The organism is Roseburia sp. AM51-8, assembly GCF_003478275.1.
GTDB lineage: Bacteria > Bacillota > Clostridia > Lachnospirales > Lachnospiraceae > Pararoseburia > Pararoseburia lenta.
Window position 1 is genome coordinate 1 of record NZ_QUEY01000005.1, and the last position, 25,591, is coordinate 25,591.

Annotated in this window: 26 protein-coding genes, 1 pseudogene and 1 riboswitch; of the genes and pseudogenes, 1 reads left to right on the top strand and 26 read right to left on the bottom strand. The window is 46.4% G+C overall.

What is annotated here, in order from left to right:
- The 19 genes and pseudogenes from DW996_RS10575 to DW996_RS10670 all read right to left on the bottom strand — a co-directional run.
- Positions 1–274, bottom strand: a pseudogene (locus DW996_RS10575) (sensor histidine kinase); the annotation flags it as partial.
- Positions 271–963, bottom strand: coding sequence for a response regulator transcription factor (locus tag DW996_RS10580; protein WP_005361153.1), 693 nt, complete (start codon positions 961–963; stop codon positions 271–273). The pseudogene DW996_RS10575 and the gene DW996_RS10580, both read right to left, overlap by 4 nt.
- Positions 964–1,049: 86 nt before the next feature.
- Positions 1,050–3,458 carry an ABC transporter permease gene (locus tag DW996_RS10585; protein WP_117686259.1) on the bottom strand — a complete coding sequence of 803 codons (2,409 nt, stop codon included), beginning with the start codon at positions 3,456–3,458 and terminating at the stop codon, positions 1,050–1,052.
- An 847-nt stretch (positions 3,459–4,305) separates the two neighbouring features.
- Positions 4,306–4,791 carry an NUDIX hydrolase gene (locus DW996_RS10595; RefSeq protein WP_223385983.1) on the bottom strand — a complete coding sequence of 162 codons (486 nt, stop codon included), beginning with the start codon at positions 4,789–4,791 and terminating at the stop codon, positions 4,306–4,308.
- Between the two features lie 2 nt (positions 4,792–4,793).
- Positions 4,794–5,450: an HAD family hydrolase gene (locus DW996_RS10600; RefSeq protein ID WP_005361145.1), complete on the bottom strand. Its 657-nt coding sequence runs from the start codon at positions 5,448–5,450 to the stop codon at positions 4,794–4,796.
- On the bottom strand, positions 5,440–6,081 hold the full coding sequence (gene thiE, locus DW996_RS10605; protein ID WP_077326105.1) for a thiamine phosphate synthase: 642 nt from the start codon (positions 6,079–6,081) through the stop codon (positions 5,440–5,442). The genes DW996_RS10600 and thiE overlap by 11 nt, the downstream gene beginning before the upstream one ends.
- Positions 6,082–6,092: 11 nt before the next feature.
- Positions 6,093–6,896, bottom strand: a complete 804-nt coding sequence (thiD, locus tag DW996_RS10610; protein ID WP_118535719.1) for a bifunctional hydroxymethylpyrimidine kinase/phosphomethylpyrimidine kinase — start codon at positions 6,894–6,896, stop codon at positions 6,093–6,095.
- On the bottom strand, positions 6,893–7,567 hold the full coding sequence (locus DW996_RS10615) for a TenA family protein (RefSeq protein WP_118535721.1): 675 nt from the start codon (positions 7,565–7,567) through the stop codon (positions 6,893–6,895). The genes thiD and DW996_RS10615 overlap by 4 nt, the downstream gene beginning before the upstream one ends.
- A gap of 223 nt (positions 7,568–7,790) precedes the next feature.
- Positions 7,791–7,890: riboswitch (TPP riboswitch) on the bottom strand.
- Between the two features lie 57 nt (positions 7,891–7,947).
- Positions 7,948–9,357, bottom strand: a complete 1,410-nt coding sequence (locus DW996_RS10620; RefSeq protein ID WP_118535723.1) for a relaxase/mobilization nuclease domain-containing protein — start codon at positions 9,355–9,357, stop codon at positions 7,948–7,950.
- 88 nt (positions 9,358–9,445) lie between these two features.
- A complete protein-coding gene (locus DW996_RS10625; protein WP_117567363.1) occupies positions 9,446–9,736 on the bottom strand; it encodes a CD1845 family protein in 291 nt (96 codons plus the stop codon).
- Between the two features lie 85 nt (positions 9,737–9,821).
- Positions 9,822–10,166, bottom strand: a complete 345-nt coding sequence (locus tag DW996_RS10630) for a plasmid mobilization protein (RefSeq protein ID WP_117468891.1) — start codon at positions 10,164–10,166, stop codon at positions 9,822–9,824.
- Positions 10,163–10,861 carry a hypothetical protein gene (locus DW996_RS10635; RefSeq protein ID WP_118427316.1) on the bottom strand — a complete coding sequence of 233 codons (699 nt, stop codon included), beginning with the start codon at positions 10,859–10,861 and terminating at the stop codon, positions 10,163–10,165. Before DW996_RS10635 ends, DW996_RS10630 begins: the two co-directional genes overlap by 4 nt.
- Positions 10,861–11,781 (bottom strand): DUF4316 domain-containing protein, encoded by a 921-nt coding sequence (locus tag DW996_RS10640; RefSeq protein ID WP_117504575.1) that lies wholly within the window; start codon positions 11,779–11,781, stop codon positions 10,861–10,863. Before DW996_RS10640 ends, DW996_RS10635 begins: the two co-directional genes overlap by 1 nt.
- Positions 11,782–11,794: 13 nt before the next feature.
- Positions 11,795–12,388, bottom strand: coding sequence for a hypothetical protein (locus DW996_RS10645; RefSeq protein ID WP_182438755.1), 594 nt, complete (start codon positions 12,386–12,388; stop codon positions 11,795–11,797).
- 193 nt (positions 12,389–12,581) lie between these two features.
- On the bottom strand, positions 12,582–12,950 hold the full coding sequence (locus DW996_RS10650) for a cysteine-rich VLP protein (RefSeq protein ID WP_117567357.1): 369 nt from the start codon (positions 12,948–12,950) through the stop codon (positions 12,582–12,584).
- Between the two features lie 5 nt (positions 12,951–12,955).
- The gene (locus DW996_RS10655) at positions 12,956–13,339 is read right to left on the bottom strand and encodes a hypothetical protein (RefSeq protein WP_117567355.1); all 384 of its coding nucleotides are present in this window, start codon (positions 13,337–13,339) and stop codon (positions 12,956–12,958) included.
- Positions 13,336–15,444, bottom strand: coding sequence for a DNA topoisomerase 3 (locus tag DW996_RS10660; RefSeq protein ID WP_118427312.1), 2,109 nt, complete (start codon positions 15,442–15,444; stop codon positions 13,336–13,338). The genes DW996_RS10655 and DW996_RS10660 overlap by 4 nt, the downstream gene beginning before the upstream one ends.
- 3 nt (positions 15,445–15,447) lie before the next feature.
- The gene (locus tag DW996_RS10665; protein WP_081017347.1) at positions 15,448–15,573 is read right to left on the bottom strand and encodes a DUF3789 domain-containing protein; all 126 of its coding nucleotides are present in this window, start codon (positions 15,571–15,573) and stop codon (positions 15,448–15,450) included.
- Positions 15,574–15,638: 65 nt separating this feature from the next.
- Positions 15,639–16,148, bottom strand: coding sequence for an SLOG family protein (locus DW996_RS10670; protein ID WP_117514300.1), 510 nt, complete (start codon positions 16,146–16,148; stop codon positions 15,639–15,641).
- Between the two features lie 149 nt (positions 16,149–16,297).
- Here DW996_RS10670 and DW996_RS10675 point away from each other — a divergent pair, with 149 nt between their 5' ends.
- Positions 16,298–16,612: a helix-turn-helix domain-containing protein gene (locus DW996_RS10675; protein WP_005361112.1), complete on the top strand. Its 315-nt coding sequence runs from the start codon at positions 16,298–16,300 to the stop codon at positions 16,610–16,612.
- A gap of 119 nt (positions 16,613–16,731) precedes the next feature.
- On the opposite strand, the gene DW996_RS10680 is transcribed toward DW996_RS10675, so the two are convergent.
- From DW996_RS10680 to srtB, 7 genes are all read right to left on the bottom strand, one after another.
- A complete protein-coding gene (locus DW996_RS10680) occupies positions 16,732–17,145 on the bottom strand; it encodes a dUTP diphosphatase (protein ID WP_118427310.1) in 414 nt (137 codons plus the stop codon).
- Positions 17,142–17,909, bottom strand: a complete 768-nt coding sequence (locus DW996_RS10685) for an FAD-dependent thymidylate synthase (RefSeq protein WP_256372856.1) — start codon at positions 17,907–17,909, stop codon at positions 17,142–17,144. Before DW996_RS10685 ends, DW996_RS10680 begins: the two co-directional genes overlap by 4 nt.
- Positions 17,905–18,222, bottom strand: coding sequence for a hypothetical protein (locus DW996_RS10690; RefSeq protein ID WP_029676883.1), 318 nt, complete (start codon positions 18,220–18,222; stop codon positions 17,905–17,907). Before DW996_RS10690 ends, DW996_RS10685 begins: the two co-directional genes overlap by 5 nt.
- 83 nt (positions 18,223–18,305) lie before the next feature.
- The gene (locus tag DW996_RS10695) at positions 18,306–19,304 is read right to left on the bottom strand and encodes a nucleotidyl transferase AbiEii/AbiGii toxin family protein (protein WP_025577928.1); all 999 of its coding nucleotides are present in this window, start codon (positions 19,302–19,304) and stop codon (positions 18,306–18,308) included.
- Positions 19,301–19,918, bottom strand: a complete 618-nt coding sequence (locus DW996_RS10700) for a DUF6088 family protein (RefSeq protein WP_025577929.1) — start codon at positions 19,916–19,918, stop codon at positions 19,301–19,303. Before DW996_RS10700 ends, DW996_RS10695 begins: the two co-directional genes overlap by 4 nt.
- 188 nt (positions 19,919–20,106) lie before the next feature.
- The gene (locus DW996_RS10705) at positions 20,107–20,589 is read right to left on the bottom strand and encodes a hypothetical protein (protein ID WP_071144309.1); all 483 of its coding nucleotides are present in this window, start codon (positions 20,587–20,589) and stop codon (positions 20,107–20,109) included.
- A gap of 62 nt (positions 20,590–20,651) precedes the next feature.
- Entirely contained in the window at positions 20,652–25,562 is a 4,911-nt protein-coding gene (gene srtB, locus DW996_RS10710) for a class B sortase (RefSeq protein ID WP_118535725.1), read from the bottom strand.
- Positions 25,563–25,591 lie beyond the last annotated feature (29 nt).

Sequence of the window (25,591 nt, forward strand, 5' to 3'; positions counted from 1 at the left end):
TGTCCTCTGGCCGCTGGGGCGCTTCATTCCCGGCGATCATGTGGTCTAAGGTCTGGCACAGGTCAGCGGTAAACTGCGACAGCCGCTTTCCAAACGCCTGCGTCAGTACGAAAATCCCCACAAGGGCGCACAGCAGCAGCGCCCCGCCTGTCAGCAGCACCGCCGTCTGTTTTGTCACAAAAAACAGGACTATGGTAATCCCGGACATGGAAAGGACAAGCCCCATTGCTACCCGGCCAAACAGCCGCTTTACCGAGAGGTTTTGCAACTTCATTTTGCCTCGCCTCCCGTCCATTGATAGCCCATGCCGTAAACAGTTTTGATGTAGGGCGCGCCGCCGTCGGATTCGATCTTACTCCGAATCCGGCTGATGGAGGTTGTCAGGGTGTGTTCGTCCACAAACTTCTCGTCTATATCCCACAGCTTTTCCAAAAGCTGCCCACGGGTCAGCACTTGCCGGGGATTTTTACGGAACAGGTTCAGCATTTTGTACTCCATCGGGGATAGGGTCAGGGGCTTGCCGTTTAAGGAAGCCGTCTGCTCCGAGAAGTCCAGAAACAGCCGCCCGTCGTCGTAAATGTCCTTGGCCGGTTTGTGGTGTTCCAGCATGGCGAACATGGCTTTGATTTTTCGCTGCAAGGCCCCGATCACAAAGGGCTTTGTGATGTAGTCCACCGCGCCCACCTCATAGCCCCGTATCTGGTCGCTCTCCTGATCGTTAGCGGTCAGGAAAATCACAATGGTGTCCGGGTGCTGGGGCTTTATCAGTTTGCACAGCTCAAAACCGTTGCCGTCCGGCAGGTTGATGTCCAGCAGCACTAAGTCAAATTCCCGCTGGCGTATGGCTTCGGCTGCGGTTCTGGCGTTTAGGGCAGAAGTCACGCCGTAGCCGTCTGCGGTCAGGTTATAGGCCACCATCTTATTCAAAAAACTGTCGTCCTCGACAATTAAAATCTGCTTCATATCCTCACTTCCTTTGCTTCTTGTAGATAGTATAACAGGCAAATGTCCTTTGTTGCAGAAAACACAATTTTCTGATAAAGGAAAATTTACTCCATTGTTTTAATGCGCTCGATCACAGGATGTCTTTTGCTATATCGTACAGAGAAAACGGAGTAAGCGGCCAGTATGAAGAAAAGCGCTACAAAACATATGCTTATTTCTAAAACTGGAAAATGATAAGTCAATGTCCCGAATGTCCCAACCTGATTGAAAACTTTGCAAAGTACAAATCCTGTTAAAGTTCCAATCGTTAAAGTTAAAATAGCCGTACCAGAAACATAATAGAAACATTCTGTTTGCAGCATTTTGGAGAATTGCTTACTGCTCAATCCCACAGACTGTAAAATACCAAATTCCTGCTGTCTTGATATAATGTTTGTCATTAGCGTGTTGATAAGGCTGATTAGTCCAAAAACAGCAATGAAAAATACCAATCCGTATAACGGCATTTTTATGTTATCCATTTCCTCTTGCAGATAAGTAATAATATCGCTGATACTGAAAACTTCTATACCTCCACGATTTTCCGCCAACTGGAAAATCTTATTCTCAACTTCTGTAAGCTGATCTCTTTCCACATCTACAATGCAGGTTATGTTGAAGTTGGAAACATTTTCTTTCATCATAGGTAAGAGTTCCTGCGGAAAATAGAAAGAAGCTGAATCCCCACCGAGATTAGGAGCTTTCCCAATCCCCATTACAGTAAATTCTTCCCATTGTCCATCCGCTGTTTCCACTTTGACTATATCGCCAATTTGAGGAGTGTAATTATAATAGTCGCTTAACAGCTTGGCGGAATTATCTACAATAACTCCTTTTCCGTTGATAAGTTTCTGGCGGTCTGCGGTTCCCTCAATTAGTCCTTGTGAAAAGGCCTCGTACTGATTTTCGGGGATTCCAATTTGGGTAAAGAAATGGCTGTTACCATCCTTGAAAGGAGTGGGAAATTCCATATTTGAAACACAGCCCTGTATAAATTCAATATTCTTTACGCCATCCATATCTGAAATCGTTTCTTCCAAAACTTCATCCAATGGATTTTTCGTTTGAAGTGCATTGATCCCGGCGGGGCGATCTTCCGCATTTGTGTTGGCGGGATCAAGGGAAAGTACAATGTCGCCATTTGCAAATTGCTGTTTTGCCATGCTTTCTACATCAGTTGAATTAAGGTAGGTGGCGGCACACATCAGTAAAACTCCGGCAAATCCCAAAGACAATACGGTTAGTATAGCTTTTTTCTTGTTCCGGGCAAAGCTCATTCGGGCAAGCGAAGATGGCGTAATTTTTCGATGTTCGATCCGCGTTTTTTCTGTCGCCGGTGTATCAGTCGTATTGATTCGCAGCGCCTCAATAGGCGATACCATAGAGGCTTTCTTTACAGGGGTATGGACAGCAATTTTCAAGGCAATTTCTGTAACAAGGGCAATCACAACGGCACATTCCAGTGTAGTCATCCAATGCCAGCCGTCCGGGACGAAACAATAGCCCAAAACACTTCCCAATACAACACCGATAGGAATTGCAGCACAGGATAACAAAAAACTTTCTTTTCGCACGATACGCTTGATCTGAACCGATGTAGCCCCCAGCACACGCAGTCTGCCATATTCATGTGTTTTCCCGATAACAGAAATGTAGAACAGGCTGTAAATAACCAAAGAACAGGCCAGTACAATTAAACTGCTTGCTCCGATAATCACCAATAGCTCCAGCGTGGATTTTTCTTCTGCCAATCCAAAGTAGGTAGAGCTATACATAACATACTGTTCAGGTACACCGCTTTGTTCCGCAATTTCGTTTATCAGCAGTTTCAAAGTTTCGCTGTCCATATTTTCGGTATTTTTCACGCGAACCAAAAGATCGTAACAGTTTGCTTTTTCATACCGGCTATATAAGCCATCCGATACAATGACTTGATAAATACGGGACGCATTACTGCTTTGAATAATGCCGCAAACATGATATGTCTGATTTTTTCCAAAAGGCATATCCAGTGTAACGGTTTGATCCAGTTGAACCGGCAACCCTAAATGCTCCAAATAGGACTGTTCCACAATGATTTCATTTTCTGCCTCCGGCATTTTTCCCAGCAAGTCAGTAACGCCTTTTAGTTCAAGTGCATTTTGATCTCTGTAATACACATCCAAAGTATAGTCATTGATACGGCTCGTTCCCATTGCAGCCTCTTTGCCGACTGCTTCAATCTGGTTGTTATGTTCCAGTTTTTCAAAGACGGTACTGGTACTGTTAATAAAGCTGCCCTGATAGCGTCCTTGCAGATAAAGCCTATTTTCACGGTCTGTTCCGAGATTATATAGTGCTAATACCATCATCAAACTAACTGCAAAAGCAATCGTTATGATAATAAACGCATTGCGTCTTTTATCCGCTTTCATGCTTCGGTCTGCTAATTTTTTTACAATGGCGCTGGTGTCATTCTCAAAAGGCCATGTCATAGTTGTATCACCTCCATATTTGATAAGGCCATTGTAAACCCCAAATGTCCGCGAAATGTTACAGCGGACAAAAAATTTTATTTTTTTGCATTTCTCTGTTATAGCAGTTCAAAATAATAACTCTATTATAGGCAGTTATCAAAGGTTTATCAATGCGGCAACTGTAAACAGATTCTCTGCCAAAGACTCTTAAAACTACTGGCAAGCAATGCAATCTTACGTAAGATTGCGTATTTAGCAGAAATCCCGTTTCCGGAATTCCTGCTAATGCTTGTTGGTGACATATCCCCAAACCCCTGAGATCATTGCCGGTGGCAATGGCTGCGCGTTCCGTTGGAACGCTGAAAACCAAAAGCAGACAAATCTTATTGACGGGATTTTTCTGTGCTGCGCTGCGGTTGTGGTGGGGAAGAAATCTCTAATAGATATTCCACATTGGCCCGAACATTATGAAGTTCTTTCATATCATTTTTGGCCTGCTTATAGGCAGAATAGGCTTTCCGTTTTTGTTCCAGAAGATCGGTGTATTCCTCTCGGAGAGATTTGACAGAGGGGAGCTTTTTGATTCCCAGTTCGTCAAAATGATTCTTCGCTGTCTGGTGCAGTAAGATTTCCGCCTCATGTGCAACACGGAATTAAAAGGCTGAGCGCCAGCGGAAAAGATACCTCCTGTCTACGCATTTAGGGCGTTAAAAGTCCACGGAAATCAAGGGTTTTTCCGCATGGCAGGCAGGCAGGTGGATAAAGTTATCCTGTTCCCCGCAAAACGGGGTTCTAAATGCGGGAAAAATGACAAAAAAGAAGCGCCAGATGCAGAGGCTTTGATACCTCTGCGCCCGGCGCTTTTTCAGCCTATTAGCTGATCTACATAGGTAATTAGAGGGTGCAGATGTTTCAGGCGAAACATCTCAAATAACTTATCTGGATTTACCCATTGAACATCCACAACTTCTGTTTCCTGTAAACGCATTTCTTCAATCTTTATATCCTTATGAAATAGCCAAACATCGTAAAAATCCTGCACATTTTCCCGTCTGCTCTGATAAATCAATTTTTCACTTCCGGGAGTAAGCAGTATTCCTAATTCTTCTTTTACCTCTCGGATTGCTCCTTGTAAACTGGTTTCCCCGGAAAGTACAGAACCACCCGTACATTCCCAATAAAGAGGGTATTGCTTTTTCGGATGCCGCTGTGATAAAAGATACTGCCCCTGCTGGTTGACGATCCATACACTCACAGATAAATGATACAGCCCTTTGGGTATGATTTCTCCACGGCACACTGTTATTCCAGACTTTTCCCGTTTTGCATTATATAAATCCCATTTTTCCATTTTCATACCTCTTTGTGTGGGATCGGTGCTTGCCGAAAATCAAGTAAGTAAATATCCGCAATCCTTTCTATTTCTGTACGCTGATCTGCGGAATACTTATCATAAATCCCGCCTGCTAACATACGGGCTGCCTTTGCGCTTTTAATTGCTGGAAGCACATCATCAAACACAATACAGTGTTCAGGTGCAACCCCTAATTTTCTTGCGGCCAATTCAAAGACATCCGAATATTCTTTTCCCCGCTGAACCTCATCTGTTGAACATAGAGCGTCAAATAATTCTAAAATAGAATTGTTCTTTAAGCATGGAATATAGAGCTTTTCCGGCAACCCCGTAGCAACTGCAAGTTTTATTCCATGTTCTTTTAAGCGCAGAAGATAATCAAGGGCATGGGGCAGCAGACCGACATGGTTACTGTATTCCTCGACCGCCATATTATTCCATTCCTCAATAATTCCCTCTACCGTTTCCTGCAATCCAAAAAGATCAATGGTATATTGTGCGGCTTCCTCAAAACTCCTTGCACATATTTCAGTTACATAATTTTCCGGGACGGGAAGATTTCTCTTTTTCAAAAACTGAATATCTATATGCTCCCATACATCCATTGAATCCAGAATTGTTCCATCTAAATCAAAGATTGCCGCATTAAAATCCATTTTTCTTTTCCTTTCCGCAAAATAAATCTTTCAGTTCCGCAGCAGCAGCTTTTATATCAGACTGCGCTATGATGGCAGATACAACAGCCAGCCCGTCAATTCCCATGGGCTTGAAACGCCCTGCATTTCCCTTATTGATACCGCCAATAACAACTATCGGCAAAGAAACGGCTGCGCGGATTTTCTGTAATTCTTCCATTGATACAGAATCAGCGTCGGTTTTAGTTCCAGTAGGGAACATTGCGCCAACTCCCAAATAATCCGCACCATCCTGTTGTGCCTGTATTGCTTCTACAATGGAAGAAGCAGATACCCCCAACAGCATATTTTCTCCTATTACTTTGCGGACGGCAGCCGCAGGTAAATCATGCTGTCCAATATGTACTCCCGCAGCCTGCACAGCCATTGCAATATCTATTCTGTCGTTTATGATGAGGGGAATATGGTATTTATCCGTAACCTGTTTCACGGCAACAGCCTGATTGTAAAATTCTAATGAGGACAATTCTTTTTCTCGGAGTTGTATCATTGTGCAGCCTCCTAAAATTGCCTGTTCTACCGCTTCTGTCAGGCTATCGCAGCTCATTAGTTGACGATCAGTAACAAGATAAAGTGTATAATCAAAGTTCATTTTGCACCTGCCTATTCTTTAGATAAACCATGCTGATACAATTCGTAGAAATGGTGCGTCGGGCCACAGCCTTTTCCAATCGCAAGAGAGTGTTCGATTGCCATTGTGACATAAGCCTTTGCAGATTCGACTGCAAGCGGAACACTTTTTCCCTTTGCAAGCTGGGAAGCGATTGCAGAAGAAAAGGTACAGTCTGTCCCATGAGTATTTTTCGTATCAATGCGGGATGTTTCAAAATGGTAGAAATTTTCTCCATCAAATAGGACATCAACAGCATTTCCTATATGATGTCCACCCTTGACAACAATCGCCTTACAACCCATGGCATATATTTTTCTTGCGGCAGCCTCCATATCTGAAACTGTGGAAATCTGCATATCCGCTATTTTCTCTGCCTCTGGAATATTTGGAGTAAGTACATCGGCAAGTGGAATTACTGTGTCTATCAAGGTGGAAACCGCCGTAGGATTCATCAATGGGCAGCCATTTTTGGCATACATAACCGGGTCGATTACAACATTTTGGGGCTTATATTGTAATAGTTTCTTTGCCACCGCTTTCATACATTCTGGTGTAGAAAGCATACCGATTTTTACTGCGTCCACTTCAATATCTTCAAATACGGCGTCAATCTGTTTTTCAATCATATCCGGGGTAATATCTTGGATGTCGATAACACGGCTGGTGTTCTCTGCAACAACAGAAACAATAACACTCATTCCAAATACACCGTGAGCAGAAAAAGTTTTCAAATCAGCCTGAATACCTGCACCTCCGCTGCAATCTGATCCGGCAATGGACAATACTTTTTTCATTTTGCATTTTCCTCCATTCTCTCGTTCCGATAGGCCATCTTCCAAAAAGCAAGCTCTAACAAACTTGCTTTTTCAAAAATATCAGCCAGATACTTTTTATTTGCTACTGATAACCCGGCACATTTATGCTCTGCAAAAGCAGACCATTCTTTGCAGCTTTCTGCATATTGTTCATCCGCATGATCTTTGATAAAGTCCCAATATCTTGACTGTCTGCTTGTAGGAACAGCCGCCAATTTGCGGAATATATAGCTGTAACTTAGCATACAGGGAAGAACCGCCATTAAAATTTCTTCATTCTTTCCATGTGACGCAATCTCAAACATGAAATCAATGTAATTTTGATTTTCAGGCAGAGGAGCGATCAGTTCAATATCATTATCCGTCATGCAAAATTGCTTTAGATAATCCAGACGCACTTCTGATTCCGTATCATTTACAAAATTCAGCATGGAATAGTAAAGCTGAATTTCTCTTAATGTATCAGCATGAAAAATTGCCTTGCCGTATATACGGGCATAGTTTTTCAGATAGATACTATCCTGAATCATATATCTCTTGAACTTTTCAAGAGGTAGCTTTCCAGTTTGCACTTCCTGCACAAATGGGGTAGCTGCACATTCTTCCCAAATGGGGATGTTGCGGGTTAAAATGTCTTTCATAAATGCCATGTTTGTTCCTCCTAAAATAAAAAAATAGAGCCTCTAAAACAATTAGAAGCTCTTTCAGACGCAATACGAGCGTAAGAAATTGCTTCCCTACGCCGGTATTAGCCGACAGGTCCAGAGGTCAGGTCTTACCTTTTTCAACTTGTTCAGTTCCCTCGCAAACACATATCATATCTTATTCAATTAAAAAGGACATTCCCAAAACAGAGAATGTCCAAAAAATACGAATCTGTATTCTTTAGCTCCCTGCGTTGGTATTAGCCAACAGGTTCAAACGGTCAGGTTTTAACCTTCTCAACTACAAGGTAGTCCCCCTGCTTGAGTATTATTATAGTTAAGAAGTCCAGGAAAGTCAAGGTCTATAGAATTCAAGTTAGCAAACCTTATTGACGGGATTTTTCTGTGCTGCGCTGCGGTTGTGGTGGGGAAGAAATCTCTAATAGGTATTCCACATTGGCCCGAACATTATGAAGTTCTTTCATATCATTTTTGGCCTGCTTATAGGCAGAATAGGCTTTCCGTTTTTGTTCCAGAAGATCGGTGTATTCCTCCCGGAGAGATTTGACAGAGGGGAGCTTTTTGATTCCCAGCTCGTCAAAATGATTCTTTGCCGCCTGGTGCAGCAGAATTTCAGCTTCATGTTCTGTTCGGAATTTTTTGCTGTACCCGGCTTTGCGATATTCTACATAGACAGCCCGCGTTTTCGCATAGTTTACGATCTGTTTTTGCAGCTCGGCATTGGCGTTCATTTTTGACTCCAGATCTTTGATCTGAACGGATAAGGTATTGAAATTAGTGGTAGTGGCGTTGGCTTTTTCCAGAAGATCCTCATAACCCATATCGCCATGTTCTTTTAAGTAGAGCACTGCCTGAGAAAGCTGCTTTAGGTTGAACACTTTTGCCCAGCGCTCATAACCAGGGCCCTTGCCGGAACGGATTGCAACTTCAATATCAACCAGCAATCCAACTTTGGAAACCGTTTTTTTAGAAAAGGCATGGCGGGGTTTTACTGTCCGTGTACCGGCAATCCGTTCTTTGATGGCTTGTTCTGTATAATCGCCTTTGAGCGTATCGCATCGGGTATAATTTTCTTGTCCCGGAACTCGGAACCGAAGATGTTTTCTTTCACGGTTGACTTCCAGCCCAGCAGTTTCCAGCTTCTGTAGAAGTTCCTCAAAATCTTTTGGCTTTTCCTCTAATGCAGCATCAATAGCAATGCGTATCTGCTCCTGAAAGGAAGGCTGCTTTTTATTTCCCAGCCATGTGCCATAATGCTCCCGGCTGGGTTTCGGATTTTCTACAATCGAAAGTCCATGCTCCAAACACAGCTTGTCATTCATTCGCCGGATTGCCCAGGTAGAACCCCAGAAGTTGCGAAATTTTTTCTGACAGTCCAGTGTAGTAGAGTTGATAATGATGTGATTATGGACATGGTGCTTATCCACATGGGTGCAGACAACAAAGGCATGGTTTCCTTTTGTGAGCTTCAGTGCCAGCTCCCTGCCGATCTGATTAGCTTCTTCTGGCGTAACTTCGCCGGGCTTAAATGCCTGACGGAGATGGTAGGCGATCACATCATCTGCACCCTGATTTCTGCCGGTCAGATTTGCATACTGTCGTTTGGACAGAAGAAACTCTGCATCAGCAAGCCGGGTATCACACTCATAGCCATAAATGAATTTTCCCAAATCGGTTTTCTGCGGATTTTCTACATAATCAATAATATCTGCAATCGCAGTAGAAATATCCCGGCCTTTTCCTATGTGCAGCGGCATCAGTCTTGTGGTCGCCATTTTCGTCACCTCCTTAACTTAATTTCAATCAGAGAAGTTATAATTGCAGAAAAAGAGCGGGGCTGCCTATGCGCCCCGCCAAATCTGCTTAACCAAATATAAAATCCTTTAAGGCACTGTTTGTCCCACCAATGATCCCTACCAGCCATGCAGCCGCCAGAGGCAGACCGTATGGACTGATAAGAAAGGCGATCATAAGCCAGGCAAGACCCGGCAAAAATCCTGCGACAAAGAACAGCACCAATGCTGCCAAAAAGATGATCCCGGAAAGAATCCCAAGTACCGCACCGGAAAGGACCACCAAAAATTTACATACCAGATAAAGAATTCCCGTAACCAGCATAAAAGGAAGTGCCAGTAATTTACCTATCAAACGCATACGCTTTGCCTCCTTTCAGAAGGGTATCTGCCCTTATAAAAATTTTACCGTGACGGCAAAAAGAAAGCAACGGCTTTCCGGATGTTTATGAAATGTTTGCAAATCCCCGGATCAGTTTGTCCATGCCATCCCAAAGGCTGTCCAGACGGGTGCGGATGTCCTCTATATCTGCGGCATAAATATTGCCGGTCTCATTGGCCCGTCTGGTATATTGGTTTAAGTTATTGGAACAAATGCGGAGAAGCCGGATCATTTCTTGAATGTCTCCCATATCAAGGTGAATGATGTAACCGTCTACGGCCATCTTTCGCAGATATGCCGACAGATTGGTAATGCCAAGTTCCGCCATGCGTTCTTTTACCAGTTCGGCCTCCGCTTCGGACATGACAAATTCGACGCGGACAGATTTTTTGTTATGCCTGCCCTTCATCGTTCCAACCCTCTTTTATGAGATGAGACCTCCTGTGTTGAAACCACCGTCTTTGCTCTTTTGAGTTTTTCCCGCAAGGTGGTCTTTTCCAGCTTATCAAGATATTCCTCCAGATTTCCGGCTGTTGCATGATAGCTGCGTTTGAAGCGTTCCCGTTTTAGGATCATCATCAACTCCGGCTCATTTTCTGGCAGATACGTCATTGTTTTAGGTGCTCCATGCTCTGGCATAAGCCGGTTCATAAGCTGTCTCCGTTCCTGATAGGGAATCGTGATAATATTTCCATCCTCAAATGCAACGGCTACATTTCCGATTGGACAGGTCAGTTTTTTCATCCGTTCCACATGTTCTCTGTAATTTAGCGGATAGAGATCGCCAAATATTTTTCCGTCCCTGACTTCTTTCAAAGAGATAGCATAAGCCAAAACGGGATCATTTGTATGTTCCTGGTAAAACCGCCACACTTTGTTTTCATGGCTGCCCTCCAGATAAACTTCCCGTTCACGCAGGGTATAGGTTCCGCAGGGGCGTGACATCCAAAGAAGCTGTTTATCCTCTGAACGGTCTGACACAGCCAGTTTTGAGATCAGTTCTTTATCCAGGTCAAAGTCCTCTTTATAATGTTGGGTATGAAGATCTACGATACGGGAAAGAGCACCCAGAAGATCTACATCCTCAAATCTTACCCCAGCCATCAGCGTTCCCTTTCCGGCACCGGAGGGATCATCTGCCTTGCTTCATGCTCCGGTTTATCTGCTTTCAGACGGTCCATCAAGGACGGCTTTGCTTCCGGCACCAGCTCCCGGATTTCTTCATCCGTCTGTCCATCTGTCAGATCCGGACGCACAAGAGGTTCGTTGTTCAGCCTGCCATCCAGCATATTGTAGTTGCCGGTTTGTCCTTCCTCATAAAGTTCCGCATTGCGAAGATAACTTTCTGGCGCTTGAAATGGCTGTCCGGCAAACAGGATTTCTCTTTGTGTGGTAAACTGTGCAAGGACGCCATTTTGCAGTCTCGCAAATTCTTCATACTGGCGCAGGGTAAGCCCTCGTTCCAGCATTTCCGTCTGGGTATGCGCCCAGCCTTCTCCATAAAGAAAATAATACATGTCGGGCTGATCACAGACAAAGCACAGGGAACCATCCTGATTGTCATAGTAAGATGGCTGCATATCCTGACAATGGCAGCGTTCCTCACGCCCCAAATACACACGGTTGTCCGCACCCAGCATAGCGACCATGCCTGCGTAATTACTATGAACCGCAGAGCGGATTTCTACCAGCGGATCTGTTTGAGAAGGAATCTGTCTGCCCGGAATCTCATTTTGTTTTTCCGATGCATCATTTCTTGGTGTCACTTCTTCATGGCTGCGTGCATCCAGCTCCGGTTGAGATGTTCCTTTCCGAACAGCACCGGGTTCCGGTTCTTTTTCTTTCACATAGTATCGGACATTTGCTGTCGTATGCTCGTTGGCTTCCTTTGCATAGTTTTCAGCATCGGCTTTGCTATCAAATTCCAACGGTTTTCCATTTTCCTTGCACCAGCTTTGTGCCGGTCCGAAAATAGAAGTGCTGCTTCGTACCGCCCATACACCATAGGTCAGTTTCTTTTCCATTCCGCATCCCTCCTTATCGTTCCTGCTGTTTGGAAGTTTGCTGCTTTTTTACCGGGTCTGCCGGTTTTGTTGCTTTTAGCTGCTGACGGAGAGAATTCTTATGCTCCGGTTCGGAATCTGTGATGTTGACATATTCGCCAATGATACAGAGCGCTTCTCCATAACTGCCGGAAGCAAATACCCGATCAGACATTTCTTTTGCCTGTTCTTTCAGACCATGCTCCCGCAAAGTACGGGAAGCAATACCCAGCAGATTAAAAATGTTCCCATCTGCTCCGATCAGTGGACAATCCGGTTTATCTGCCAACGCTTCCGGTGTTTCTATAAATCCGCCTAAATAATTCGGCACAAAGTCCGACAGCCATGTGCCGCCATAGACTTCATGGGTCTGTAAACGCCACAGGGCAAGTTTTCCTATATCCAGTTTCACATCATCAAACGGGTAAAGCAAACAGGTCAGTTCTCCGTGCTGAAAAGCAAACACATTCTCAAACTGACTGCCATCTTTCAATATGCCTGCCTGTGTCAGCATTTCATTGATTCCGTCTACCCATTCTGTCAGATCCCCGCCACAGCCCTGTAAAATCAGTCCTTCCTTATCCGGCATGCGGCGAAGATCCTCCGCAGTAATCGTGTTGATATTCAAAAAAATCGCCTCCTATCGTTTTTGTTAAAATATATGTTTTGTCCGCAACTTAACCTCATTTCAAAGCACTGGAGTATTCTTATACAGCGCCCTTGAAAACAGGTGCAAAAAGCCCTTGAAAATCAAGGACTTTTGGGGCTAAGTTGCGTACATATCATAGTTGGTTTTGCCGCTTCCGGCGTTTGCGTTCCCGCTCGGATTTCCGTCTTGCATAGATCCGGCAGGCATCAGAACAATATGCCTGGCTGGTTATAGGAAGATACACTTTTCCACACACAGGGCATATTTTCTGTCTCATGGAGGTGTCCTCGCCGGTAATGGCTGATTCCAGTGCTGCATCCACCGGCAGCACCGCTTTTTCAAAGTACCTGCAATAAGCACCGGTCCACCATTTATTCAGCATATAGCAAGGACTGTCCAAAGGAAGGCAGATCTTATCCTGAGAGTCATAGTTGGCGCAAAGCTCCGTAACCAGCTTTCGGATCGCAGCCCGCTCCGAGCGGTTCAATTCTCTCTCTGCCATAACGCCTACCTTTCCGGGGCACTTCTTTGCCGGCCGCTGGAAAATCCGGTTATATCAGTAACATTCCTGGACTGTGAAAGGGCATCGGCAATAGAGTTCCGCTTTTTCTGTTTTGGTTCATGGTAAATAAAAAGTTCGTTTTTCCCCGGCACATACAACAAACCATTTTCTTCGCACCGGAAAATGTCACATTCTTTGTCGGTTGCGACGGTATAAAAGTCTTTGTAATCATAAGGTGCTTTTTGCCGATCCTGATAGGTACACAACCCTAAGTTGAAGTCACTTGCCAGCCGTTTCGATATGACGAAAAAGTCGCCTTCTTTTTTGTGAAATTTTCGTATGGGCGTGAAGTGATAACCGCCATATTCAAAGGTTTTTCGGTCACTCATTTACGCCTGCCTTTCTTTACGGGAAATTCCAGCTTGAAATTCACATATTTACCGCCGGTATCATCCAGGATCACTTCCGCATCATAGGTCTTTCCTGTTTTTTCACTGTAAAGCCCGGACATAGAAATACGGCCCTCTTTCAAAAGAGCCGCTGCCACAGACTTTGTGATGGACTTTTTCTTGCTGGAAAAGAAACGGTTATCTTTCCAAAGAGCAAAAGAACATTCCCTGTTGTCGCAGAAAAAACCTTTCTTTCCTTCATATACCGGGGCTCCGCAGCGAGGACATACCCCCACGGCTTCATGTGCAGTTTCTCTGGAAGAAGGGAACAGATCCGCAAAACGTTTCTCCGGGGCGGTATGTTCTTTTACCAGCGTCCGGCTCATATCTGCAATCTGATCCATAAAAGATGTTGCCGACAGTTCGCCATGTTCCACTTGTTTCAGCATAGATTCCCATTCTGCAGTTAAAATGGGAGATTTGATATTGTCCGGCAGGACTGCGATCAGGTTCCTTCCTTTTTCCGTAGAAATGAGCTGCTTTTTCTTTCTCTGTACAAATCCGGCAGAAACCAGCTTTTCCAGTGTTGCCGCACGGGTAGCCGGAGTACCCAATCCTTTACGCTTGGCATCGTCCGGCATATCTTCCGCACCGGCCGTCTCCATAGCGGACAGCAGCGTGTCCTCCGTATAATGTTTCGGCGGTGAAGTTTTCCCTTCACGGAGACTTGCTGACACAGTTTCAAAAGTCTGTCCTTCCTTCAGCACAGGGAGAGCGGCATCTTCATTTTCTCTGTGTTCCGTTTCACTCTGCCTGATACTCATACGGTGAATCCGTTCCACCTCTTTCCAGCCGGACTGTAAGATGGTCTTTCCTTTTGCCGTAAAAGTATATCCCTGGCAGTCTAACATAGCGGTGACCGCTTCAAACCGGTTTGCCTGCGTTGTGGCACAAAGCAGTCTGACGGCAAGCAGGGTAAGCACATCCCGCTCCCCGGAAGGAAGCTCCGACAGGTCTGTCCGTGCAATCTCCACAGTTGGGATGATGGCATGGTGGTCGGTCACTTTGCTGTCGTCTGTTACCCGGTCAATGTCCGGCTCTCCGGCGCAGCCTTTTCCAAAGGGCATATTGTCACGCAGCCATAGGATCAGGGAAGCGGCGGTTGCCTGCATGTCCTTCGTCAAATACTGGCTGTCCGTTCTCGGATAGGTTGCCAGCTTCTTTTCATAGAGAGATTGCACATAATCAAGGGTCTGTTGAGCCGTATAGCCATAAATACGGTTACATTCCCTTTGCAGAGTTGTAAGGTCATAAAGGCGGGGAGGCTGTATAGTTTTTACCTGCTTTTCCACAGAACGCACAAAAGCGGAGTTGTGGTCACAGTCCATACGGATTTTTTCAGCCTCGGATCGTTCCGTCATTTTTTCGCCGGAAGCAGTAAAACCTCCGCAGGTGATTTCCGGCACATAAAAAGGCTTACTGATGAAGGATTCAATATCCGACTCACGCTGTACCAAAAGTGCCAGTGTCGGTGACATAACACGGCCGACATTTAGGGTGACACCATACAGGACAGAAAAAAGCCGGGTGGCATTGATCCCGATCAGCCAGTCGGCTCCTGCCCGGCAGACCGCCGCATCATAGAGTTTATCGTAATCACTGCCGGGACGGAGATGGTCAAAACCCTCACGGATCGCCGCATCCTCCATACTGGAAATCCAAAGGCGTTCCATAGGCTTATTACATCCGGCATATTCATAGACCAGACGGAAGATCAGTTCTCCTTCTCGTCCGGCATCCGTAGCGCATACCACGGAATCCACCCGTTTGTCCTTCATCAATCGGCACAAAAGGGCAAGCTGCGTTTTCTTATCCTTTGGCACTTCATATTTCCAGTTTTCCGGTAGGATCGGAAGATCCTCATACCGCCATTTGGCGTACTGTTCTTTGTAAGCCTCCGGCTGTGCCAGTTCCAAAAGATGTCCCACGCACCAGCTCACCAGATAGCCGGAACCTTCGAGATAACCGTCTTTTCTTTCCGTTGCGCCTAATACTGCTGCCAGTGACATAGCAACAGAGGGCTTTTCTGCAATCACAAGTTTCAATTTTTATTCCTCCTTCATAGTTTCAAATTCTTTATCCGCAAGTTTTCCGGTTTGCATAAGACACATCAACATAACGCCGGAAGCCATTCCTCCGGCAAAGGTAAGGAAATGTGAAATCAGGTTCCACATAAGCATTCCTCCTAAAAATGGGTAAAGAAAAACGCCCACTTCAAAGTGAGCGCATCAACAGGTATCTATTTTGTTTTTGGTTTCAAGTGATCCGGCAGGACGATTTCTCCAACTGGGATTTCCCGCAGTTCCTTCTTCATCCGGTGGGTAAAGCGGATCGTCTTTGCTATACCTCCGGTTTCCCGTCCGTCATATACAGCGATCACTCGGTCGGAGTGTTCCACCATATAACGATTTCTGTGGGAGTAGACGCTTGGGAGATATTTTTCCTGTATCACAACAACATCCGCACAAGCCTCCAGCAGTTCACGGGTTCTTGTTTTCTTATTTAGGCTGTCCAGACGCTTGCGGTAAGGGATCACTGCGATCAGCTCCAGTGCCGGGGTGGTCTGCTTTCTTTCCAGCACCAGCTCCACAAAATACTGGTCTACGCCATCTGCAAAACCGCTCATAAAACAGGTGAACCCATCTGTAACAGCAGCATCGATCTCATGTGCCAAGGCTGTTTTTATTTTGTTGATCTCATTCTGCGGTAAATCCCTGTGTCCGGTAACACAGCAAGTTTTTCCTTTCATCGGTCATCCCTCCATCTGATAGGTAAAATTCTTCACTTTTCATATAGTAATAGATTTAATTTAGCAAGTCAACGATAATACCCTTTTTCCTTTTGCGGATAATAAAGGGGCGTGAGGTACAATCTATTACAGAATGGGAGGTGAAGGCGATGTATGAAGATTTTGTCCCGGAACGATTAGCGAAACTGCGGACACAAAAAGGAGTTTCCGCACGCGATATGTCTTTATCGTTAGGTCAGGCAAACAACTACATCAATAATATTGAGAATAAAAAGTCACTTCCCGCTATGCAGTCTTTTTTCTACATCTGCGAATATCTGGGTGTGACACCGCAGGAATTCTTTGATGAAGGAAATACCTACCCGGAAACCTTAAAGGAATTCATTGCAGAGGCAAGACAGCTTGATCCTCAATCCATGCAATATATCCTCGGTATTATGAAAGAACTCAATAGCAGAAAGTAAGCGGTCACGGTAAAGGCCGCTTTTTTCGTGACTTTCTTTATTATATTTTATAATGTTCTCGAAATGTCCGCTCCCTATACCGATAAGTATTCAAAAACTGTTCTCCAAACAGCCTTTTTCTATTCGCCGGTACTGCCAAAGCTGCCGGTTCCTCGTTCTGTTCCCAGATCGGTTACAAAATCCGCAATGACGATCGGCGTGATCACAAGCTGCCCGATACGGGCTCCCTTAAAAAGAGACTGCGCCTGATTGCTTACATTGCTGATGATCGCATGGATCTCTCCACAATAGCCGGAATCCACAGGCGGCAGTTCACAGACCAGACCTTTTACCGCCATGCTGGTACGGGGAAAGATATATCCCGCATATCCATCCGGTATTTCCAGTCCAAAACCCAAAGGAATTTTGGCGATTTCTCCGGGCTGTAAGGTACAGTCATAGGGCAGATAAACATCCGCTCCGGCATCATTGCCATGCGGACGGTAAGGACGCTGGTGCTCCGGCACGCCAAAGTCGATCAGTTTTATTTTCATCGGCAGTCTCCTTCCCAAAGAGCAGGATAATCTTTTTCCAAAATATCCTCTGGCGTCATATTTGCCTGCAGTTTTCGTCCGCAGGTCATTTTCCCTTCCAGACATCGATCCATCTGACAAAAAGGCCCGGTCAGTGATGGGGCAAACAAAGCAGGGCTTAGTTCATAAAGTTCTTTCCAGACCTTTAGCAGCACGATCCTTGTTTCATCTGTATTTCTCCGGCATACCCGCTGGCTGATGATATGTTTCCACTGATAAGGGGTGGCGCTGATGAGCAGTACATTCCGCAATCCCTGGGGCGTGGCATAGCCGGCCGCATCGTGCCCGCTTCCGGCAGTGCACAGGGCTTCATAACATTTCATGCTTTCATTACAGCTTTTTAAGTACAGTTCCCGTACCACTGCCGGAGCCGTCATAATAGAATACGGGACAGCGAAATCCGCCTGTCCCGTATAGTTGCTGTACTGCAGCGATGCACTCATAAATTTTACTTCGTTCTGGTGGCGGGTGATCTGCGCCAGAAAACGCCTGCTGGCGCCGACAATGGCTACCGTGATCACCGCAAATTTCTGGATGGTAGGATGGGGAAGCGCCCCCATAGCCGCTACTGTCTGAACGCTGAATGATTTTTCGTAGAGCTCCATCAGGTCGTCCATTGAGGCAATCTTATGTCCCTGCTGGGTAAGCCTTGCCGCAAAGACCATGTTTTTTTCTGCTTCCGCTACCGCCTGGCAGTTCAAAATTTTTACTTCAATCTGTTTAATTGGTATGTCCCTCCTTTACAATCGCTTTCAGTAAGAACAGATAGTTAAGACTGTCTGTGATCTTTTCGTCCCATGTGTCCATCGGATAAACCACTTCTTCGGCAAAGCACATATCGTATAGAGAAACAATATGCTTTGCCAGCATACCGGCAAGGGCACGCTGGGGCGTTGTGTGCTGTAAAGCTGCCGCTGCCTTAAATGCACCCAGCCGGTCCGGGTCATCCCCGGTGTATTCTTTGGTTTTCCGTTTCAAGGTATCAGCACAGAGCCGCACCTGTTCGTCAAAAACGGCATTGACTTCATTTTGCGTAATATAGCATCCCTCCTTTGAAAACAAGAAACCGGCTATTCTAAAGCATCTTAGAATAGTCGGCAAATAAATGGATATGTAATTGTTTATAGTGTATTGATCTCTTTTTCCAGTTCCTGGACCGCTGCTATGACTGTCTCAAATGTCGGAACATCCCCATACAACATATCCTGCATAGAGTTATAGTCCGCTTCCAATGCTGCAAACCGATATTCCGGCGGGAGTAATTTTAATGTGCCCGGCACAGCCTCCGGGTACTTCGCCCATGATCTGGGATAGAATTTCATTTTGAAATCTACAACTTTCTTCAGGAGATCCAGCCTGGAAAAAGCAGCTTCTTTAACCGGTGTTGCAGCCATGCGGTAGAGATCATAATAATGTCTGGAATATCGCTGCGGCATTTCCAAATGTTCCGGTCTGTTCGCTTCATGGTGCAGGATTGTGGCTTTTTCCCAGAAGGTCCGTTCCGGGGCAACGGTAAGGATTGCGGTTTCTTTTTGCTCAAAAATCTTCGGATAATATTTTGCCGCGTAAGGTTCGATCTGCGCTGTTTTTGCAGGAGTCCACGCTGCCAGCGCACCAATCTCTAAACGGATCACCTGTAAGGTCGCCGTATTTGTAAAAAGGTGCGGATAGGCGAAAATGACCGTCTGTTTATCCTTTTCATCTATGTAGACATTTGCTTCACAACCGATTTCCTGGGATAAGCCGGCTTTGACTGCCGGGCAGAATGTTTCGGACAGAAATACCTCCGCACGCGCATTGGCTTCTTTGTTAAAAGCATCCTGTTTTGTATTGGAACGTTTCTCCCATGGTTCATCTTTGCCATATCCCAATACACGCCAGTCCAGAATCAAATCAATATCTTCTGAAAACCGGCTGATCAGGTGAAAGGCTTTTGAAAGGCTGGTACCTCCCTTAAAGGTGATGGACTCTTTCCATGGTGAGCGGTGAAATAAATAATCCAGCGTAAAACATACCCAAAAGTCTTTTTCTACGATGGCATCATTCAGTCCCATTTTATCTGCTGTATTTCTGAACAGCTCCCTGCGGTCGTTATCTGAAAGTCTTGCTATATTTCTCATTGTACCTTTTCACCTCCACAAATCTGTCGTATCGTATCGTAAACCCAATCCGTAGACTCTGTTGCTTCCTTCAAACAAGCCTGTTTATCCTTGTCTGTCAGTTTTTCGGAAAGCATCTGTATGACTTCTGGCGTAACATTCGATTTGCCAAGCGTTTTTAATGCCTGTATAACCAAACTTGTCATATAGGACAATCCGGTAATCTCCTTATTGGTCCGGTGCTTAAATTCCAGCTTTGTAGAGTTCCACTCGTAGGTCTTATATGGACCATCGCTGATATAGGACCATACTGCTGTTACCTGTGTTGAAAGACCTAACAGGTTCAATGCTGTATTCCCACATGGGGCAATCGTCCAGTGATAACTTCGTGCCAATGCGTTCGCCACCGCTTCCGGGTCTGCCGCCACATATTCATCCAGAAGTTTGCTATATTTTGGTTTTTCATAAACACCTTTCAAAATGCGGCGAAGCATACCTGCCTGTGTAAGCCGGTTTAAGTTCCGTCTTATGGTTTCCGTATCGGCAATATCCGCAAAATCAGAACTGATGAAAATAGTTCCTTCCGCCGCTGCTTTTATCTGCTCCTGAATCTGTTTGGAATAGCCATTTGCCATATTGCTCACCTCCTTTTGTCCCGAATATTATATATTATTCGGGACAAATTTTCAATAGGCTTCAAGAGTTTTAGCAATAGTATTCCACATAGAACAGAATTTATACATCAGTTTCAAATTCTATATCAGGAGATGGGAACTATCGTATTCTTATTTTGTCCCGAATATTGTGTATTATTCGGGACATTTTAAGCACTCGGCAGGTAGATCCAGTCGTGCATCAGGCACACGCTGGGTTCGTCCTCCCTTGGAACCAGACGGTAGGTACATTCCCCATAGACCGTGCGTTTGTCCTCGATCTCCATGCCATAGGCTTTATAAAAGCGGTATTCCAGATTGGAGATGATACAGCGCAGGGTTTGCAGAGCCTCCCTCTGAGCTGATACGATCAGGTCACGGTCAATGCTGCGCTTCAAAAACAGCAGCGACTTGTAAAGCTGTACCTCTGTGCGGTAAGGGCGGCAGTCTTTCGTTTCCAGCCATCCGCAAAAAGCGACCGGTCCGCTCTGGATCACACTGCGGTCCGGGTGATAATACTCGTAGCAGTCCAGGTTTGCCGTATTCAGAAGATAGAGCATTTCCCGGACTTCATTTTCCGGCATGTCGTAAAACCGCAAAAGTGAGCGGTAAAGATGGACATAGCCGGGAATGGAAATCATGGTATTTACCATAAAATAAAATCCTCCTTGTAAACAGCAGGTGCGGGAGCTTTTGCCCCCGCACCGTCTAAAATCTATATTTCGTTATCTACTTTCACGAGTTTTCCCATGACAAGGAAGCGTCCTGTGCCGCCCGGCGTACAGGTAGAAAGGGTCAGTACCTTATCGCTGCAGGTCACAGTCACATCACTTTCCACCGCAGAACGTTCCTTCATAGCTGTAAGCCAGGTAGTATAAGCACCGTCATCCTTCCAGGAAAGCTGCCAGGGAGAAGTTTCACTGCCGGATTCTTCCGGCTTTGCTGCAAAAGCCGCAAAGATCTCCATGACATAATCCCCCTTCGGAGTAACGAGATACATCTGCCTGTGAGCATCAAAGTAACTTTGTTCATCGTACCGGTTCAGCAGCGCAAACATGGAACCATCCCGCATATTATGACCATAAATGATCGTATTGCGGTCTGAAAAATCTGCCCGGTTTTCATAATCGGCAAACAGGCAGCCAACCTTGTTATAGGTTCCGTCATAAAGATGGTTCAGGTAATATTCGTTGTTGTCGGTCTGCGTTACCGGATAATTGAGCACCGTATCAGGAAGGGAAAGCCATCCGATGATGTCCGGTCCATTTTCACGGAGCGTTTCAAAGTCTACCGAAGGCAGGACAATATCGGCATCGTCCCGTTTTGGTTCTGTCGGATCGGGTGCCGACTCCGGGGAAGCTGTCTGCTCCGGTACTTCCACATATCCGGCAAGATCTCGATAGGCATCTTTACTCTCAGCATACTGGTTCAAGTCACGGAACACCAAAAAACCGCTGCCAAGAGCCACCAGAACGCAGAGTGAAAGGACAGAAACCCCGACAGCCGTTCTTTTCGGGGAAGTCCTGCTGTATTTTCCCTTTTTGAAATAATACACAGCAAATACGCTGCCGCCGATCAGTACGGCTGCCAGCAGTCCGCCATACAGGAAAATATACGGATCATCCCCGGTCTGCGGTACCGGCTTTTGAGGGGTGGAAGGATTGGAGGGAACAGAAGGCTTTTCCGGGTTCTTTGGGTTATCCGGCTTTTCCGGTTTTTCATTAAAGAACTGGACTGTAGATGTCTGATCTGCCTTAATCTCCACCGTGGCGGCATCAGGAATGATGTAATCCTTGCTTGCCCGGTTTGCAACTTCTGTTACGGTATAAATACCGACACGAAGGCCCTTAACTTCAATCACGCCGGATTTTGGAGTGGTGAATGTCTCGCAGTAGGAGCCGTCCGCACTCTTAACCTCGATGGCAAAACCATCTTTGCGCCCGTCGCTGGAATCCTTTGTGATCTTTAAGTTGCCGCGGTAAGCCTCATTGGTAAATCCGTGCCCGGCTTCTCCATTTTCCACAACTGCGACCTGTCCATCTTCTGTGATGGAAAAATAGTAAGCGTTTGAGTCAGGCTGATAGCCCTCCGGCGCTTTGCTTTCTTTGATAAAGTAGCCGCCAGCCAGAAGGTTTTCCGCCGTATGATAGCCTGCATCGGTTTCTTTCAGCGTACCGATCTTTTGATCGTCAGGATCATATTCCTGGTTGGCGTTGAAATCCGCATACAGGTCGAACACTGCACCGGGCAGGAAGCGCAGGAAAGAATTCTTGTCTTTCTTATCCTCCTTTTCCACAGGGGACGGTTCCTCCACAGCTTCGGTTTTAGTTACCTGCACACTGCCGCGGATCAGGGTGTTTTCCACACGGATCTCGATATGCTGTCCGTCTGCACCGATATATACATGGTGCTGCTGCGGGCTTACCGTATAAAGGTCAGGGGCAGAGATCTCCTTGACGATCCAGTGTCCGTAAGGAATGTTCTCAAAGGAAAAACTGCCGTCTTTTCCGGTAATAGCAGTAAGCAGCGCATTTTCTTCAGTAAATTCTTCGGTATCAGGTCTAAACAGACCCATGAGCGCACCGGCAAGCGTGACATCCTCGCCGCCTTCCGGGTTTTCCCCGACTTTTACACCGTCTACACGCCCACGGAGAAGTTCATTGGAAACAGCCTCGCCTTCATTGACAAGGATCTGTACCAGGGCGGTTTCCTGACCAGCATACTCAAAGACAACCGGATATTCCTGATTCGAAAGGATATAGGCGCCGTTGGTTGTGCGTTCCTTGACATAATAGCTGCCAAAAGGCAGGTCGGAAGCGAAGGAAGCGCTGTAACCGCCGGATTCCTCAGACGAAACAGAGACCACTTCCAGAAGTCCACCTGCCGGGATTACGCTGCCATCTGCCGCCGTCAGGTCTGCGGAAGCATAAAGTCCAAAGGAAATATCCTTATATTCCTCGTTCATGCCAAGACCGAACAGGTCATCGGTCTCCATTGCCTTGAAAAGTGTGACATCCACTTTCTGGCGTTCGTCATAAAGACCGGCCGCTGTCTGTGTAACCTCTACGGTCTCACCCGCATAGGTCAGTTCCACATATTCCGGTTGAGGATTCAACACACAGCCGGAAGGCGCCTGACGTTCCTCCAGACGATAACGGCCAAGATAGAGAGACCCGCTTTTCGCTGTGCCGTCCTCGCCGGTCGTAAGTGTTTCCACAACCGTATCTTTTTCTGCCCGCAAGGTACCGTCACCGGTATAAATATCTTCATCTGCGATCACATCATAGACCGCTCCGGGAAGTCCGGCAACCTCATATACCGGTTGGTACAGTCCGTCGTTTTCCTGGACAGAAGCAAATACTTCTCCGGTCTTTGTGATGGTAAGCTGGCCTTTCTGCGGCATATTGTACTGAGTGACCGTCACAACCGCCTCGCTGCCGTCAATGGTAAACGGTACCGGCTGATCGGAAAGCACATAGCCATAAGGGGCAGCCACCTCATAAAGTTCATAATCCCCGGCGGCCAAAGGCTCCGGCAGCATCAGCCAGCCCTCGTCAGAAACATAGAAGGTATCCAGTGTTTCCGGGTTCGGATAGTAGACGGTCTGGGTGATAAATTCCCCGGTGGAAAGATCCTTGATCTGAAAACCGGTTCCGGTCACAGGGATAATCTTTCCGGTCTCTGCGTCACATTTTTCAACTTTCAGACGGGCTGTGATGGTGCGGTTGTTCAGGATATAGCTGTAAGTCTTTCCGTCAGAGGAAATGAATACCGTAAAGTCCGGGACAAAGGCTTTGCCTTCCTCGCCTGCGATCTGATGGACCGTATAATGTCCATAAGGAAGCGGTTTACTGGAAGCAAAACCATCCGCATCCGTGGTAAGAAGGTCACGTTCACTTTCCTTTGCCGCGTCATAGCTCCCGGCTGCCTTTAAGTAAACTTCAAAGACTGCGCCTGCTTCCGGGCGTTCGATGATACCAGCATTGGGATCGTCGGTATTTTCGCCCTCAGGCACATCCGGGTCCAGGTCATCGGTGTGCTTGACAAGCTGGATATTTCCGTAAATAACCGTTTCCGTCACCTGATTTTCTGTGGTATTGAGTTCCACTTCATACAGGGAAGGGGATGCACCCACTTCATAAATGGTTTCATTCAGAAGATACCCGGTGCTCGGTTCGATTTCCCGGATCGTCCAGCCATCCCCGCATACATAATAGCGGGTCATAAAGCTGCCATCCGGTCCGGTAGTATAAGTGTCGATCAGTTCGCCATCACGGAAGATCCCATAGGCCGCCCCTGCAAGCGTGGCATCCCCCTGAGCATTTCCGGTGTCAGCATCACTCTTTACCACATGGACGCGAAATTTCTTCAGAATATTGCTGAAATGTACCGAAGAAGTCTGCCCGCTTTCAATGGTCACGTACTGTGCGGAAGGGGTCACATAGCGGTCCACCGGAAGTTCTTTTACCAGATAGGTTCCCGGCAGGAGCTTCTTTTCAATCTGGCCGTTTTCTCCGGTCGTAACTTCCTCATTGACTTCATTTCCCAAAATGTCCGTACCGGAGATATGGAAGGTGATACCGGAAACAATGCCGTCCTCACTGGTCTTGACAAGTTTTGCGGTACCGTAAGTTTCCGTTTTGAATTTTACAAAGAAGGAAACCGGATCGCTGGCGCCGGTCATCATGGTCTGGTAGCCGGGTCTGCCCCAGATCAGCATGTCGTTTGCCACCGGGATATTCTTTCGGAATTCAAACAGCACCGGGTCCATCATCATCTGCCTGCTGGTAAAGGTGTATTCATTTCCGTTTCTTGTCACAGAAACGCCGCTGCCTTTCAAAGCCTCCAGATCGATCTTCAAGTTATTGGTATCTGTGACCGTCAGGGTATAGACCTTTTTTTCTACATCCCATTTCAGTTCCAGTTCCGGTGCTTCGCTTTTCTTAGAAGAAGTAAAGGAAGGTACTGTGGAATGGGAAGCGACCTGTGCAAGAATCCAGTCATAGGCTTTTTCTGCCGGTCGTCCGGCGATCACGCTGAAATACTGGTCGGCGTCTGCGTGGCCGTTTCCGTGGCGGCTGTACGGATCGCTTCTAAGTTGCTGCTGGTATTCCCAAAGGATGATCTGGGTTGCCATCTTATAGTCATCCTCGTTGATTCCGGAAACAGGGAGCGCCGCACCGGGTTTCCAGCCATAGATCGCAGTCAGGGTGATCCCCCTCCTTGCCTCGGCAGGAAGCAGGTTCAGGTATTGGCTGTTGGTCCCGCTTTCCGAAACATAGGTATTTTCCGAAGTATGGTAAGGAATCCCGCTCTCCACACAGTAAACCTGGTGGCTGATCCCGTCAGAATCCGTCAGCATATAGTGCCGGTAAGCATTGCCCCCGGAACTGGTGTGTACATCGATGGTTCCGTCTGCATGGTAGGCAAGATAGGTGTAAGGCGCCGGGGCACGGTAGTGGTTCCCATCAGAGCCCACATACTGGTCGCCCAGCCAGGAGCTTGCCGTCTGTCCGACAGACATGGCAAAAGCCTGAGCCGGAAGAAGCCCCAAAATGCTTGCCATACAAAGCAAAAACGCCAACAGCTTGCGAAAGCCGCGGCGTCTGGTTATGATATGTTCCATGAAAAAATCCTCACTTTCATAAAATCTAA